Below are 14,165 nucleotides of genomic sequence, written 5' to 3'. Positions count from 1 at the left end.
TGGCGGGTTTGCTGGGGTTAGCGGGCGATCAGCGAGAGCGAGACTTCGGTCTCGGTGAGCTGCACGTTGAGATGCGTGCAGCGAAGGTTGCGATCGAACAGCGGGATCAGTTGCTCGGCGTCGATGAATTCGATGCCGTCGTCACCACCGAAATGGCGCTGCTTGTAGTGAAACCAGTCGGGGTTGCCGATCGGGTGGCATTCTTGGGAATAGCAAAGGAGCGCCTTCTGGCCCTCGGCGAGCTTGCCATTCGAAAGCACATACACGCCCTCGTCTCCGACCAACCACAGGCCGGGGATCTCGCCCTGGCCGGGCTTGAGGCCATAGTAGGGATTGCGAAAACCGCCGTTGTTGGCGGCATCGATTTTTCCGCGCTCGATGACCTTGCGAACTGCAAGAATGGGAAAAGTGAACATCGCATCCCCCTCACGCGGCAACGGCCAGGGGAAGGTGGCGCAGATGCACCGGCAGCTTCGCCGCGATCTCATCATCGGTGAGCTCGTCGAGCAGCTTCAGCATGGCGCCCTGCCGACCGCCATAACAGAGCACCGTGCGCTTGCCGTGATGCTCCGGCAGCCAGCGGTCCCCGGCATAGCCACGGTACTCGTCGTGGGTGGCGCTCCAGATATGCTCCAGCCGCTCTTCGCGCGTCATCGCCTTCACCGGCCAGGACTCGCGCTCGACGATGGCATCGCGCATTTCGGCAGGCGATCGCGCCACATTCAGATCGCAGTAGGCATGGAAGTAGCGCATTTTGCCGTCGATGCGCAGCGTGTAGAAGACGCTGGTGATGCTGTCGGTAAGCAACTCGCGCAACGCGAACATCTCGCCCCGCATCCAGAGCGGTGGCAGGATCTCCAGCATGTAGTCGTGCTCGACGCGGCCGACTCCAAACCACTCGCCGCTATAAAGTGATCCGGCATCGACGTGATCCCGGTTCGGGCGCTGCGCATGGCGGTCGAACAAACGGAACATCTGCCGGCGGTCGGCAATGCCCTGGTAGACTTTACGGATGGGAGAAAAAGGGTTCATCGGCGGGCTCCTTCGGCCTCGTCGGGCTGAGCGCGCAGCATCCTCGTGGATGCCCATCATCTTCAGCCCTTCATGACCCCTTCCCCGCGGCCGCCTCTCCGTCCGGACGGGTCAAGGGCCGGCGCAGCCGGGCGAAGCTTCACCCTTGCACGCGACCGGCGGGCATGCGGCAACCCGGTTTCCTTTTCTTTTCTCCCTTCCCTTTTACCCTCCCCCATTTGGCGGTGCGAACCGGCTGTCATGTCCGCGCGGGCGCACCCTTTCGAGTTGACATGACCATGGCAAAGCCCGGGCCGGCGATCTTCAATTCTGCAGCGGCAGTTGAGTGATCGGCACCGTCAGGGGGATGCCGCGTCCTGCAGCATCGCGTTCCAGTCTTCGGCGAGCGGCTTTAACCGCTCAAAGTCGCAGGCGAGCTCGCCGGCAAGCTCACGCAGCCTCGATACGAATGTCTCACCCTGCGGGTTGGCGTCGGTGGCCGCTACAAGCCGCGTGTTCGGCCTTCCTGCCAACAGGCGAAGAGCCGTGTCCGTCGCCGGCGACCAACCGCCGCCGGTGCTGGCATACAGCGTGTCGCGCTGGTTCCGTTCGATCGCGGCCAGGCTCATGGCGTCGATCGCCGCTTCAGTGACGCAGATGCGAGCGGCCGTCACCGTCCCCAACCGGAACAACACCTTGCCGCCTCCGGCCGCAAAACCACGCCATTGCGGGCCGCGCTCCTCCCAGCCAGTGACGATACCAGCCGCGTCGCTGTGGGCAGCCCACATGCTGCCGCGCGGGCCTTCCCTCAGAACGTCCTGAGCGATCGCTGTCGCGATGACCTGTTCGGGAATGTGCCGCTCATCGCGCAGATAGCGCCAGGTCGCCGACCCGCGCCACGGCTTGCGTCGCGCCGCCCATCGTTCCGTGACGGAATAGTCGGGTTCGGTCTCCCGGGACCGCCGTTTCCATTCGGGCTCGCTCGGCACGAATCCCACAAGCGACGCTACCTGCACCAAGGCATCCAGGAAATCGCCGCCATCCAGATGCTGCACCAGCAAATAGACATCGCCCTTTGCATCCGACAACGGGTCGAACCATCCCTTGCCGTCATGGATGACAATGATGATATCGTCGCCACGACGGTATTTGACCGCTTTGCGCGTGCTTTCCTTGAGGTCGACCGTGAAGCCGCTGGTCTCCAGCACCGCCGCACAGCCGACCCGGCCGCGCAGCGCTTCTATATCCGTCTTTTCCATTTTTTCTCTCCCGGCAGCCTTCCGGTCCGCCTTTCTCCAAGTCTATTTCTTCCACACAATTCGCGGAACACTCGGCGACCGCCGCAAAGAGCAAAGGGCGCAAGGGCGCGGCTTCCGCCGCGGCGCAGCCTCCCTTGCGGCCTGCCGCTCGCAAGCGGCACGCCCTGGCATAGATGCCGGTTCAATGAACCGGCCGGCCTCCTGTGTATGGACAGTATTCGGCGATCGCCTCGACCTCGTCGCCGTCGAGGTCTTCGGCAGGGAGAACGCCGTACTCGTTGTCATTGACCTTGAAGAGGATGACCGGCGTCATCAGGGTGCGAGCGAGGTTCCAGGCGTGGCTCTGAGCGAGGCTGAGTTCGTGCGACATTTGTTTGGCTCCCGTGTTCGCGGGGACCATTCCCCGCTCGACAGGCGCCCGTCGGGTCCAGCCGGGACCGCGATCATCGCGATGGCGAAGCCTTGAGCGACGGCACGCTTGCGTAGTCCGACCCCGAAGCGGGTTGATCGGCAAGGTCCGGGCTGGAACAAGGGAATTAAGCCGAAAGAGCGGGAAATGGGCTCTGCACAGGAGCCAAGTCACTCGCCGCGAAACCTCGCGGATTCATGCCTGCAGCACTTGCGGCTGACTTATGCCGGCTTCAACAAGGTTTAGGCGAAAAAACCGTTCTTCCTGTTCCGACGATGCCGCCACGATAGTGGCGTCCGCACAAAGAACTCCATCAGGGCACACCATGGCCGACGAGAATACGAGAGCCACATCAGCCTGATCGGGCTGACCGCCGATAAGTTGTCGCCTGGGATTGGCAGTGAAGGAACTTCAGATGCTGCGTATCCAGGTCGCTGTATCCCGATCAAATCACGCTTCGCTCGGTAGCTGCCCCTCGAGGCGCGCGGAGGCTATCTCGTCCTTAGTCCAGCCGGATTCCGCCGCGTGCTGAACCAATTGCTGGAGGGCCGGTTCCAAGGCGAGCCGGCATTGAAGGCCGCGTCCCGGATGGTCTACCGGGCAGCTTGGTTGCACGATCGCAATGACGGATCGCTTCATTGCAGGCCATGGGCTCTGCCCTTCTCCTTTTGCCACACAAGGCGTGCCAGCTCACGCGTTGTTCGTGCGCGGCCCGGCAACCGCTTCATCTTGTCAACCAGCCGCTCCAGCGATCCCGCGCGTTCCAACTCCTTGAAGAAATGTTGAGGCGTGACGCTACCGAGCTGGTGCGTCCGGGCCAGGTTCCACACATACGGATATCCGCGCCATCTGTCCGGTGGCCAGCAGCAGCGCGTCGCGATCGCCAGGGCACTGGCGCTGAAGCCGAAGGTGCTGTTGTTCGACGAGCCGACCTCGGCGCTCGATCCCGAGCTCGTCGGCGAGGTGCTGGACGTCATCAAGGAACTGGCCACCTCGGGCACGACAATGGTGATCGTCACGCATGAGATCGGCTTCGCCCGCGAGGTCGCCGACACCATCGTCTTCATGGAAGGCGGCAAAATCCTCGAGGTCGGAACGCCGTCCCAGGTCTTCACCACCCCCGCTCATCAACGCACGCGCGAATTCCTCGCCAAGGTTCTTTAGCGCCGGAAATCCCGAGCACCACCGGGCCGGCGCCATGTGCGAACCGCCGGCTTTCCAGGCTCCCCGTCGGGGAGCGTCAACCCCGCACATCCATCATGCAAGGAGAGACCCATGACATTGTATAGGAAACCTCTATCCCTCGCCTTAGGCGCTGTCCTATCGGCCATCGCCTTCGTCTCCATCGCCCCAGCGGCGGAATTCGACCTCAGCCCCGAGCAGCCGGGCCGCATCCATGCCGAAAAGAGCGAAAAGGCTGCCGCGGCGATCGCGCCGACTTTCGAGTTTGCAAAGGAAGGCTATCTGACCGTTGCCACCAGCCCGGGGGATCCGCCACTCGCCACCTATGCGACAGACGCCAGGACGGTGGTCGGCACCGATGCCGACGTCGCCTTGCTGATCGCCGAAACGCTGGGGCTCAAGCTCGACCTGGTTCCGGTCGCCTGGGCCGACTGGCCGCTTGGCCTCGCATCGGGAAAATATGATGCCGTCATCAGCAATGTGACGGTGACGGAGGAGCGCAAGGAGAAGTTCGACTTCTCGACCTACCGGCAGGACGTGCTCGGTTTCTACGTAAAGGCCGACAGCAAGATCACCTCGATCAAGGAACCGAAGGACGTCGCGGGCCTGAGGGTCATCACCAGCGCCGGCACCAATCAGGAGAAGATCCTGCTTGAATGGGACCGCGAGAACGTGGCGGCGGGGCTGAAGCCGATCGAGGTTCAGTATTATGACGACTCCGCCGCGAGCCAACTCGCCATCCAGTCGGGCCGCGCGGATGCCGAGTTCAATCCGAACGCTACACAGTCCTACGCGGCTGCCGTGAAGAGCAAGACCAAGCTGGTCGGCATCGTCAGCGGCGGCTGGCCACTCACCGCTGAGATTGCTGTGGCCACGCGCAAGGACAGCGGCCTCGCCAAGGCGATCACACTCGCCCTCAACGAGTTGATCGCCAGCGGCAAATATGGCGAGGTGCTGAAGAAATGGAGCCTCACCGCCGAAACCATCGATCAGTCGCGCACCAACCCGCCCGGTTTGCCAAAGCCCAACAGCTGAGCCCTGTTGGTTGAAGAGGCGGATTATCAGCTTCCGTCTCTTCGTCCGGCGGAAATGCGCGATATCCAGCAAGGAATGCCGGAGCGGCGTGTCGTGACAACGATCATGGAAAGTTGGAGATAATGCTTTCGAAAACCAAGGCGATGTGTTTCGGCGCTGCTGTACAGCAACGAAGTCGCTGTCAGGGTTCTCCGGCTCGCACAAAGTGATCGAGTCGATTGCAAAATCGACGTCGAGCGCGGACCCGAATACAGCCTCCAGACGCCGTTGAACCTCGCCGTGTTCCCGCGGTTCAACGGCGCCGGTTAACGTCACATGGAAATCGAAGCGATCAAAGACATACGGATAGCCCCAGGTCACCAGATGCGTGATCTCAATCTCATCGATTGGAACCTGCGTGCGGCGCTTTAGCTCGCAGCTATCCAGCGGTGCCCGAAATTGATCGAAGGCGGACACCACGCGGCACGCGAAGCTTCTGGCAAAGGGGTTGGGCGGCGCGGCTTCAGAGCGAATATATCGCCAGATCTGGCGATTCGCAGCGGACCCAGCGGACAGGGACGTTGCGAGCCCGCAAACTCTTCGATTGCCAAGATGAGTTCTGGCCGGCTCGTTCCGGGTTTCAGCCGGCGTGGAACCCGTAGCGCCGGGGGTCTTCGATCAGTGACGGATGGGATTTCGCGTCCCTCATGCCCAAGGGCAAGCACAGATCAGGAACGCCTCGCCTCAACCAACGATCGCCTGCAAGGGTCAGTGGCCCGAGCGGTGATGTGAAATAGATCGCATATCTCGGTTCAAAGTTCGGCAGCCCTGTTTCGGGTAGGGTCTGTCCAGTCAGTTCCATGTAAATGAGCGGGAAGGTCCGTTCGCGACGAACGGACCATGGAAACACGTGATAATCGGGCCAGCAGGCTTCCTTTTACGCAAGAAACTCTTTTTCATTGGCCTTTACCTGATCCATCTTCTGGAGACGGAAAATTTCCTCGACCGAGACGATGTCCTTGTCGACATTGTGAATGCCGCGGTCCTTAAGTATCCGGGCGAACACATCCTTCATGGCCGTCACCGAGGCTCGGATCGCATGGTTGCCGTAGATGACGACCGAGATTTTTCGCAGATCCTTGATCCGGGCCTCGTTCATTTCGGGATAGGCGGTCGGAATGATCACAATGCCGGCTTTGCCATTCCAGGCCCGGACAAAGCTCTCCACCTCATCCGGTGTCTTCTGCTTGGAGTGGACGACGATGAGGTCGGCGCCAGCAGCTTCATATGCGGCGGCTCGATCGAGGGCCTCTTTCTCGCCGAGAGCGGCGATCAAGGCCTCTGTTCGTGCAATGACGAGGAAGTTCGGATCGGAACGCGTGGCGATCGCTGCGCGGATCTTGCCCTGAAATTCCTCGACCCGAAGCAGTTCCTGCCGGCCATCAGCCAACAGGCTCGTCACTTTGGGAAAGGTCTTGTCCTCGATGACAACAGCCGCTGCGCCTGCACGTTCGTACTGTTTTACCGCGTGGATCACGTTTACGGCATTTCCGAACCCTGTATCGATGTCGGCGATGATCGGCAGCGACGACTGCTCGGCCATTGCACGCAGCATCTCGAGATGCTGCGTCATCGATACGAGGCTGACATCGGGGAGGCCGTACAAAGCTGACAGCTCAAAGCCGGAGGCCCAGATGCCGTCGAACCCGGCTTCCTCGACCAGGCGGGCCGACAACGGACTATGGGCCGCCATCACATGAGCGAGGCCGTTCTTCGAAATGATGTCCTTGAGATTTGTGCCCTGGCTCATGCTGCTTTGTCCTGAGAAAGTTTGGTGCAAGCCGCGGTGATGCGGTCGCACGCCGTGGTGAGGTCCTCGATCGAGGAGGCATAGGAAATGCGGATGTATGGAGAGGCCAGAAAGCCCGAGCCGGGAACGACCGCGACGCCGGCTTCTTCGAGCAGATACATTGCGAAGTCCGTATCGGTCGCGATCACTCTGCCGGCTTCCGTCTTCTGGCCGAGAACACCGGCACAGTTGGCGAAGACGTAGAAGGCCCCGTCGGGGACGGTGCAGCTCAATCCCGGCGCGGCATTGAGTCGTTCGACCACCAGGTTACGTCGCTTCTCGAACTCAGCCCTGAACTCGGGAACATAGCCTTGGTCTCCGGCAATCGCTTCGATCGCTGCGTATTGGGAGATCGAGCTGGTATGCGACGTTGTCTGGCCCTGGATGACATTGATGGCTTTGATGAGCTCAAGGGGCCCGGCGCCATAGCCGACGCGCCAACCTGTCATCGCATTGGTTTTCGAGACACCATTGATCGTGATCGTGCGGTCGAAAAGGTCGGGGGCAGCCCGCGCCATTGTTGCGAACCGCGCTGCGCCGTAGACCAGCTTCTCGTAGATATCGTCTGACAGGATGTAGACGTGCGGATGGGGCCTCAGAACCTCAGCCAGCGCGGCAAGCTCGGCTTGGCTGTAGACCGCGCCCGTGGGATTGCTGGGCGAATTCAGCATAAGCCATTTGGTGCGGGTTGTGATCGCCTTCTCAAGCCCCTCCGGCGTCAGCTTGAAGCCGTCTGTTTCCGGGCAGTTGACGATCACAGGTTCGCCGCCGGCGAGGCGCACCATGTCGGGGTAAGAGACCCAGCAGGGCGCAGGGATGATCACCTCCTCGCCGGGCTCCAGGCTGGCAAAGAGGGCATTGAAGACGACCTGCTTGGCCCCGCAGCCGACCGTGATCTGGTCGATCGAATAGGTGAGACAATTTTCCCGCGCGAGTTTGTCTCGAATTGCTTCTCTTAGCGGAACCACCCCGGCCACCGCCGTATACCGGGTCCGGCCGTCACGGATCGCCCGGATACCGGCTTCAGCTACGTTCAAGGGGGTATCGAAATCGGGTTCGCCCTGACTGAGGGTAATGACCTTATGGCCTTGCGCTTTGAGCGCGGCAGCTCGCGCCGTCATCGCCTTCGTTTCGGACGGGCGAATGGATTTGAGACGGCTTGAAACGAGTGACATGGACAACTCCGGGAGTGAGGGTCGTACATGGCGGATGCGGTCCTGATACCGGCGCCACAGGACCATGGCACGACACATGGGCAATATGACCATGAGACCTTGCGAAATGCGGATCGGGCAAATTCATATATCGCATTTAGTGATGATTGCAGCGCATTATTCGATCTTGCTGGATTCCACGATCAGAGCCTCCTTGCGGCAAAGACGCACCAGCCAGCGACAGAATGCACGTGCGAGTTCCGGATTATCGCCGCGGTCGACGGCATATGCCCGGTACTGCATTCCACTTGGCGTGCGCGAGTTTGGAACGACCTTGAGCAACCCGCTACGCACCAGGTTGCCGACAACGATCTCAGGCGCGACAAGCAGGCACGCGCCAGTGGTGACTGCGGGGAGCGCCATATAGTGGTGATCGTATCGGGCCCCGGGCTTGATGTCGTCGGAAGTCAAATCATGCGCTTTCAGCCAGGTCGGCAGGATGTCGGGGCGGGACGTAATCGTGAGGATCGGCAAGGACCGGATGATTGCCATGCTTTTTCCAGCGACGTGACTGGGAGCGCCAACACAGACAAGATGCTCCTGATAGATTTCCCAGTGATCCGATGGTTCGATGAGGGCGAGGTCACGCGTAATCAGCACGTCAAATCCATCTGTCGAGGAGGGCAGCGACAGGGAACTCATCACATCGACGACAGCGCCGCCCATCTCGGTGGAGAATTCCTGAAGATTTGGGATCAGAAGTGTATAGGCGAAGGTCGGCAGGGACGAATTGACGACAATCCGATTGACCTCGCGCCGCTCTCGCCGGCGCATTCTCCGCGCTGTGAATGAGATGTGATCGAGAGGTTCGGCTACGGAATTGGCGAAGAGTCGTCCGAAATCGGTCAGCTCGGTATATCTGCCCTGTCGTTTGATCAGCTCGGTGCCGAGGTAGTCTTCCAGGACGGCCAGGTACCGGCTGACCGAGCTCTGTGTGATGCCAAGCGCCTCAGCTGCTTTGGTGACGCTCCGCTCCCGCGCAATCATAGCAAACGCCCTGATTGCGTTCAGGGGGACATCGCCAACTTCTGATCCCATCTCGAGGTCGCTCCGTGTTGTAAGTAGGCCATCGAATAAGGGCTCTAACGCATCGTATTATTCGATATATGTCACAGATTTGTTACTTCGGGCCGATACGCCGCGCCTGCGTTTGCAGGGTCGGTTCCCATGAAAATTCTTATTGCAAGTTTTGACGGGCTTCGCCCCGATCTGATCAGTCCCGAACTCACCCCTAACACTACGTCGACACTGCCGATGCGCGTCTCCGCTTTTCAACTTTTGATGGGATACAGCAATGAACCTTACTAGCCTTCTTCTCAGCTCCGCTGCGGCCCTGATCGCAGTTTCCGGTGCGCGCGCCGCCGACGCCGTCGTCGTCGCCGAGCCGGAGCCAGCCCAGTACGTCAAGATCTGTGACGTTTATGGCGCCGGCTACTTCTACATCCCCGGCACTGAAACCTGCCTGCGCATCGGCGGTTATGTCCGCTACACTATCGGCGGTGGTGATGTCGGATCGTTCGACGGCGCCCGCGCCACGGATCAGTTGAACGGCAAGGATCAGGGTACTTGGCAGAAAAATGCCCGCTTCACGCTGAAGACCTGGACCGGCCAGGAAACCGAGCTCGGTACGTTGAAGACTTACACAGAGACCCGCATCAATTTTGGTAACACTGCCAGCAGCGGCCTCGGACCCGATCCCGCTGGCGCCTTTAACAAAGGCCTCACACTGAACTTCGCCTGGATCCAGTTGGGCGGTCTGCGCGTGGGTAAGGATTATACAGCATACGACACGTTCATCGGCTACGCCGGCAATGTCTTGCAAGACACGATCATCCCGTACGGCCTCAAGGACACCAACCTGATCAGCTACTATTTCGACGCTGGCAACGGCTTCACGGCGGTAGCTTCGCTTGAAGAAGGCTCCGGCACTCAGAGCATCGACAGCTATGTCCCCCATGTCGTCGGCGGCGTGAAGTACCAAGCAGGGTGGGGGGCGATCACCGCTGTTGGCGCCTACAACAGCGCCTGGGAAGAATGGGCCGGCAAGGTTCGGCTTGATATCAATGCCACCAAGGACCTGACCCTGTTCGTGATGGGCGGTTACGGCACCGACCACAACATCGCCAAGAGTTTCTTCAAGCCTTGGACCGGTAATTTTGCCGTCTGGGGCGGCGGCTCCTATCTGGTCAACAACAAGACGTCGCTCAACGCGCAGGTCTCCTATACCGACGCCAAGGACTTCGCCGTGGCGGCAAACGTCGCCTACACGATTGTTCCGGGCTACACGATCACGGCCGAAGTCGACTATTTCAAGAATTTCGACATCAGCAATTCCAACGCGATCGGCGGTCTCGTTCAATTCCAGCGCTCGTTCTAAGGTATCGAGCAATCCGATCGAGGTGGCCCGCAACGGCAATTGTGGGCCACCTCTCGCAACGTGGCGTCGGGTACCGGGCACCTCCAGCAGCCTGTCCGGGCTCAGACGACTAGCGAAGGGGTGCCGACGCCCTCGTTCACGACATGAATGGCAATGCAATCATGTCTGAGGAGCCCGAATGTCACTCCATGTTGTAAGCGGCCGTCCATCGAATAATGGCACTATCGCATCGTATTATTCGATATATGTCACAGATTTGTTGCGTCAGCCCGATATGCCGCGCTGCGACGAATACTGAGGTTGCGTCTGCAGGGTCGGTCCCCATGAAAATTCTCGTTGTAAGCTTTGATGGGCTTCGTCCCGATCTGATCAGTCCCGAGCTCACTCCCAACATCGACCGGGTGCAAAGAGCCGGCACGACGCTGTCCCGCAATCGAACGATCTATCCGAGTGAGACGCGAGCTGCGTTTCCGAGCCTGGTTACGGGAGCGACATCCAGCAAGCACGGGATGGTGGGCAACAAGTATGTTGATCGAAAAGCCGTGCCGCAGCTCTACGTCGACACTGCTGATGCGCGCCTCATCGACCGATTGAACCGCGAAAGCAAGGGCGGCCTGATGACAGCGCCGACGCTGGGCGAAATCCTTCACGAGGCTGGAAAGAGCCTTGCGGTCCTTGCGACCAACACCCCTGGGACGACGCGGCTATTCAATCATCAGGCCGAATCTTTCGGTCATCTCCGCTTTTCCGGACATTTCCGTGAGGCCTGTTCACCGAGTGACTTGCTTGCCCAGGCAGAAGCCCAACTCGGCCCGTTGCCGCCCGCGCCACCACAAGGCGAGCCGGACACCGATGGGCAAGTCTGGATCACGTCCGCTTTTCTCGATTTCGTCTGGCCGAAGCTTGAGCCGGACGTAACGATAATTTCCTATGGCGAGCCGGACACGACCTCGCATTTCCATGGGACCGGGGCAGCCGCCACCCGTGAGATCATCTCCTTTTGCGATGCGCAGCTCGGCCGCGTAGTCGACTGGTGGGAAGCAGAAGGAAAGGCGGCCGGCGTTCAGATCATCATCGCTTCCGATCATGGCCATATCACTGCACAGAACCGCGTCTCAGTCATCGACGAGCTTAAAGAGGCGGGCTTTAACCCCGGCCCGGCGCCGGATACCGGCGTGGACCTGGTGGTCGTTCCCGGGCAGGTCGGCGCGCTCTACCTGGCCGAGCGCTCTGAAAGCAATCTGGACCGCCTTGTCGAGGTCCTCACCGAACGGCCCTGGTGCGGGCCGATCTTCACCGCCGCCCGAAACGCTGTTGAGGGCATAGCCCGGGGCAGTTTTGCCAGCAGTCTGGTTTTTGCCGACCACGAGCGCGCACCCGACGTCTATTTTTCGTTCCGGACCGACGACAAAGTCGATGAGTTCGGGCTGGTGGGTAGCACCTGGTACGACAACGCGCGGCGCCCCGGCCTTGGTGTGCATGGCGGGCTGCATCCGAAAGAGCTTGCCGCAGTCGGCATCGTTGCGGGTACGGCGTTTCAGAACGCCGGTCAGAATTCGGATATTCCATCGGGCATCTGCGACTTTGCGCCCACGGTTCTTCATCTCCTGGAAGTGCCAATCCCTGCGTCTATGACGGGACGGGTGCTGACGGAGGTGCTGGTAGGCGCCTGGGACCTGCCTGCGGCCAGCTTGGAACCTGAGGTCTTCGAAACCGGTCTCAATGGCTACCGGCAGATCCTCCGATGCATTCGTGTGGATCAGACAACTTATCTGGAAGGCGGCTTGGTTGCTTCCAATGATATTGCGGAGGCTGCTGGGGTATGAGCGGGATCGCCATTAACAATTTGAAGAAACCCTTCGGCCAGACCTCGGTTCTGCAAGCTATTTATTTTGTTTATTTTGTCTCTTACCGTTCCGGCAGAAAACCATCGCAGAAACGATACTGTCTTTTCGAATAATTCGATATGTGTCACCTGTCTGTTACTTCCGCTGGATACTCAGCCCCTAACAAAACACCGAGGTGTTTTCAAGCTGGGCAAAATGAAAATCGGGCTGGAACTGACCTTTGGCCCATTCTGATCGCCTTGAATTTCAAGTTCAACGGGCCGGGTACGCCCCCTCTGCTCCAAGGCGCGCCATCATTTTTAGAAACCGCGCGGGACAGCAATTTCCGCAAAACCTCAGGACAGGAGCTAACCATGGGTAATTTATCGCTGACGAGACGACAGCTTATCGTAACGGGTGTCGCAGGCGGTTTGCTTGCCATCGCCGGAACGCCCTTCGCGCGGGCGCTGGCCACCGAGCGAAAGGTTCTCAGAATCGGCATGTCCGGCTTTCCGCCTGCCGTTGAGCCCGCTCTATATACTCATACCGCGACACGGCGCATCGCACCGCAAATGTTCGACACGCTGATCGCTTTCGACCAGACACCCCACATGGCGTTGCGCCCAGCCCTGGCAGAACGCTGGGAACGGATAAACACCAAGTCAGTTCGCCTTTTCCTGCGCAAGGATGTGACGTTCCATGACGGCGGCCCATTTACCGCGGAGGATGTCGCCTTCAGCTTTAGCCCTGAGCACCTGCTGGGCCCGGGCATGGCAGGGAAGGCTACCGCCATGCAAACGATGGACACGATCGACAAAGTCGAGATTGTGGCCAGCCACACCATTGTCGTTCATGCCAAGGGCGACGATGTATTGCTTGAGAAGCGGCTGGCGTCATGGGGCGCCGAGATCGTCAGCAAGCGCGCTTTCGAAACTGCGGGTTCCTGGGACGCCTGGACGGCAGCGCCGGTTGGAACAGGCCCGTATCGGATTGTCAGCCAATCTCTTGATGTCGAAGTCAAGCTTACCTCGCACGACGCCTATTGGGGCGGTTTGCCGCCCTTCGCTGGCATTCATTTCCGGATCATTCCGGAACTATCCTCGCGCATGAACGCGCTGATGGCCGGAGAGGTCGACTTCATTACCGACATTGCGCCGGATATGTTCGCCCAGATCGAGACACATCCGGAAATCGAAATTGCAGGCGGGCCGGTCCAGAATATCCGCTTTCTGGCGATCGATAAGACCGACCCTGTTCTCGGAAAAGTCGGCGTCCGCCGTGCTCTAAGCCTCGCACTCGATCGCAAAGCTCTCGTCCAGGCGCTCTGGCAAGACAAACTCCCCGTTCCAAACGGCTTCCAACTTGCAAGCTTCGGCGAAGCCTATATCGAAGACTTCGCGGCCCTGGCCTACGATCCCGATTTGGCGCGGAAGCTCCTGGCCGAAAGCGGCTACAAGGGCGAAACCATCACCTATAAGCTTCTGAACAACTATTATCCCACCCAGGTCGCGGGCGCTCAGATCATGGTCGAGATGTGGCGGGCCGTCGGCATCAACGTCGAAATCCAGATGATGGAGAATGTCGCACAGATCGAGACCAAACCCGTCCATGCGATTTACGACAGCTCGTCGACGGCCATCTTCCCGGATCCACTCGCACATGCATGGCGCACATTCGGGCCGAAGAGTACCTCGCGGAAGGTAGGCGCCTGGAGCAACGAAGAATATTACAGTCTTGGCGAGAAGCTGAAGGAAACAGCCGATCCGCAAACACGCCGGTCGATCATCCGCAGGATGCTCGAGATCATTGACCGGGAAGACCCGCCTTGTGTGATCCTGCACGGCTCCGGTCAGTTCTATGGCAAGCGCAAAGACGTCGCCTGGGTCCCGGGGCAGACACTCGACCTGAACTTCGGTCCTTTCAACGCCGCCTATACGCAGAACTGATGACTACGCGAGGAGGAACGGCGCATCTCGTCGGTACCGCACCACCATCCGCGTTTCCGGCGGCTTCGTCGCCGGGAG

11 protein-coding genes and 2 pseudogenes are annotated in these 14,165 nt (G+C 59.9%); 5 read left to right on the top strand and 8 right to left on the bottom strand.

Annotated elements, in window-relative coordinates; genetic code table 11:
• Nucleotides 1-17 precede the first annotated feature (17 nt).
• The 4 genes from ACZYHG_RS34050 to ACZYHG_RS34035 all read right to left on the bottom strand — a co-directional run bounded on the left by ACZYHG_RS34050 (nucleotide 18) and on the right by ACZYHG_RS34035 (nucleotide 2,640).
• Nucleotides 18-416: a DUF3085 domain-containing protein gene (locus tag ACZYHG_RS34050; protein ID WP_464615339.1), complete on the bottom strand. Its 399-nt coding sequence runs from the start codon at nucleotides 414-416 to the stop codon at nucleotides 18-20.
• A gap of 10 nt (nucleotides 417-426) precedes the next feature.
• Nucleotides 427-1,032 (bottom strand): DUF1419 domain-containing protein, encoded by a 606-nt coding sequence (locus ACZYHG_RS34045; RefSeq protein ID WP_464615338.1) that lies wholly within the window; start codon nucleotides 1,030-1,032, stop codon nucleotides 427-429.
• 338 nt (nucleotides 1,033-1,370) lie between these two features.
• The gene (locus ACZYHG_RS34040) at nucleotides 1,371-2,270 is read right to left on the bottom strand and encodes a DUF3991 and toprim domain-containing protein (RefSeq protein WP_464615337.1); all 900 of its coding nucleotides are present in this window, start codon (nucleotides 2,268-2,270) and stop codon (nucleotides 1,371-1,373) included.
• 181 nt (nucleotides 2,271-2,451) lie between these two features.
• Nucleotides 2,452-2,640 (bottom strand): hypothetical protein, encoded by a 189-nt coding sequence (locus ACZYHG_RS34035; protein WP_006205770.1) that lies wholly within the window; start codon nucleotides 2,638-2,640, stop codon nucleotides 2,452-2,454.
• A gap of 876 nt (nucleotides 2,641-3,516) precedes the next feature.
• On the opposite strand from ACZYHG_RS34035, the pseudogene ACZYHG_RS34030 reads away from it, so the two are divergent.
• Nucleotides 3,517-3,843, top strand: a pseudogene (locus tag ACZYHG_RS34030) (amino acid ABC transporter ATP-binding protein); the annotation flags it as partial.
• 111 nt (nucleotides 3,844-3,954) lie between these two features.
• Nucleotides 3,955-4,896, top strand: a complete 942-nt coding sequence (locus tag ACZYHG_RS34025; protein WP_464615336.1) for an ABC transporter substrate-binding protein — start codon at nucleotides 3,955-3,957, stop codon at nucleotides 4,894-4,896.
• 183 nt (nucleotides 4,897-5,079) lie between these two features.
• Here ACZYHG_RS34025 and ACZYHG_RS34020 read toward each other — a convergent pair.
• The 4 genes and pseudogenes from ACZYHG_RS34020 to ACZYHG_RS34005 all read right to left on the bottom strand — a co-directional run.
• Nucleotides 5,080-5,600, bottom strand: a pseudogene (locus ACZYHG_RS34020) (DUF1045 domain-containing protein); the annotation flags it as partial.
• A gap of 212 nt (nucleotides 5,601-5,812) precedes the next feature.
• Nucleotides 5,813-6,685, bottom strand: a complete 873-nt coding sequence (locus tag ACZYHG_RS34015) for a phosphonopyruvate hydrolase (RefSeq protein ID WP_464615354.1) — start codon at nucleotides 6,683-6,685, stop codon at nucleotides 5,813-5,815.
• On the bottom strand, nucleotides 6,682-7,899 hold the full coding sequence (locus ACZYHG_RS34010; protein ID WP_464615335.1) for a pyridoxal phosphate-dependent aminotransferase: 1,218 nt from the start codon (nucleotides 7,897-7,899) through the stop codon (nucleotides 6,682-6,684). Before ACZYHG_RS34010 ends, ACZYHG_RS34015 begins: the two co-directional genes overlap by 4 nt.
• Nucleotides 7,900-8,055: 156 nt before the next feature.
• Nucleotides 8,056-8,976, bottom strand: a complete 921-nt coding sequence (locus tag ACZYHG_RS34005) for a LysR family transcriptional regulator (RefSeq protein WP_464615334.1) — start codon at nucleotides 8,974-8,976, stop codon at nucleotides 8,056-8,058.
• 256 nt (nucleotides 8,977-9,232) lie between these two features.
• On the opposite strand from ACZYHG_RS34005, the gene ACZYHG_RS34000 reads away from it, so the two are divergent.
• The 3 genes from ACZYHG_RS34000 to ACZYHG_RS33990 all read left to right on the top strand — a co-directional run bounded on the left by ACZYHG_RS34000 (nucleotide 9,233) and on the right by ACZYHG_RS33990 (nucleotide 14,087).
• Nucleotides 9,233-10,315 carry a porin gene (locus tag ACZYHG_RS34000; RefSeq protein ID WP_464615333.1) on the top strand — a complete coding sequence of 361 codons (1,083 nt, stop codon included), beginning with the start codon at nucleotides 9,233-9,235 and terminating at the stop codon, nucleotides 10,313-10,315.
• Between the two features lie 323 nt (nucleotides 10,316-10,638).
• Nucleotides 10,639-12,141 (top strand): alkaline phosphatase family protein, encoded by a 1,503-nt coding sequence (locus tag ACZYHG_RS33995; RefSeq protein WP_464615332.1) that lies wholly within the window; start codon nucleotides 10,639-10,641, stop codon nucleotides 12,139-12,141.
• A gap of 374 nt (nucleotides 12,142-12,515) precedes the next feature.
• Nucleotides 12,516-14,087: an ABC transporter substrate-binding protein gene (locus tag ACZYHG_RS33990; protein ID WP_464615331.1), complete on the top strand. Its 1,572-nt coding sequence runs from the start codon at nucleotides 12,516-12,518 to the stop codon at nucleotides 14,085-14,087.
• The last annotated feature ends 78 nt before the right edge of the window (nucleotides 14,088-14,165 follow it).

Source organism: Mesorhizobium subarcticum (assembly GCF_055456085.1).
Note: the sequence above shows the minus strand (reverse complement) of the source record. Positions and strands in the feature narration are given on the sequence as shown.

Bases quoted from the DNA above. Each gene is read 5' to 3' on its own strand.
- ACZYHG_RS34010 (WP_464615335.1), bottom strand. From the start codon at position 7,899: ATGTCACTCGTTTCAAGCCGTCTCAAATCCATTCGCCCGTCCGAAACG.
- ACZYHG_RS34050 (WP_464615339.1), bottom strand. From the start codon at position 416: ATGTTCACTTTTCCCATTCTTGCAGTTCGCAAGGTCATCGAGCGCGGA.
- ACZYHG_RS34045 (WP_464615338.1), bottom strand. From the start codon at position 1,032: ATGAACCCTTTTTCTCCCATCCGTAAAGTCTACCAGGGCATTGCCGAC.
- ACZYHG_RS34035 (WP_006205770.1), bottom strand. From the start codon at position 2,640: ATGTCGCACGAACTCAGCCTCGCTCAGAGCCACGCCTGGAACCTCGCT.
- ACZYHG_RS34015 (WP_464615354.1), bottom strand. From the start codon at position 6,685: ATGAGCCAGGGCACAAATCTCAAGGACATCATTTCGAAGAACGGCCTC.
- ACZYHG_RS33995 (WP_464615332.1), top strand. From the start codon at position 10,639: ATGAAAATTCTCGTTGTAAGCTTTGATGGGCTTCGTCCCGATCTGATC.
- ACZYHG_RS34005 (WP_464615334.1), bottom strand. From the start codon at position 8,976: ATGGGATCAGAAGTTGGCGATGTCCCCCTGAACGCAATCAGGGCGTTT.
- ACZYHG_RS34000 (WP_464615333.1), top strand. From the start codon at position 9,233: ATGAACCTTACTAGCCTTCTTCTCAGCTCCGCTGCGGCCCTGATCGCA.
- ACZYHG_RS33990 (WP_464615331.1), top strand. From the start codon at position 12,516: ATGGGTAATTTATCGCTGACGAGACGACAGCTTATCGTAACGGGTGTC.
- ACZYHG_RS34040 (WP_464615337.1), bottom strand. From the start codon at position 2,270: ATGGAAAAGACGGATATAGAAGCGCTGCGCGGCCGGGTCGGCTGTGCG.
- ACZYHG_RS34025 (WP_464615336.1), top strand. From the start codon at position 3,955: ATGACATTGTATAGGAAACCTCTATCCCTCGCCTTAGGCGCTGTCCTA.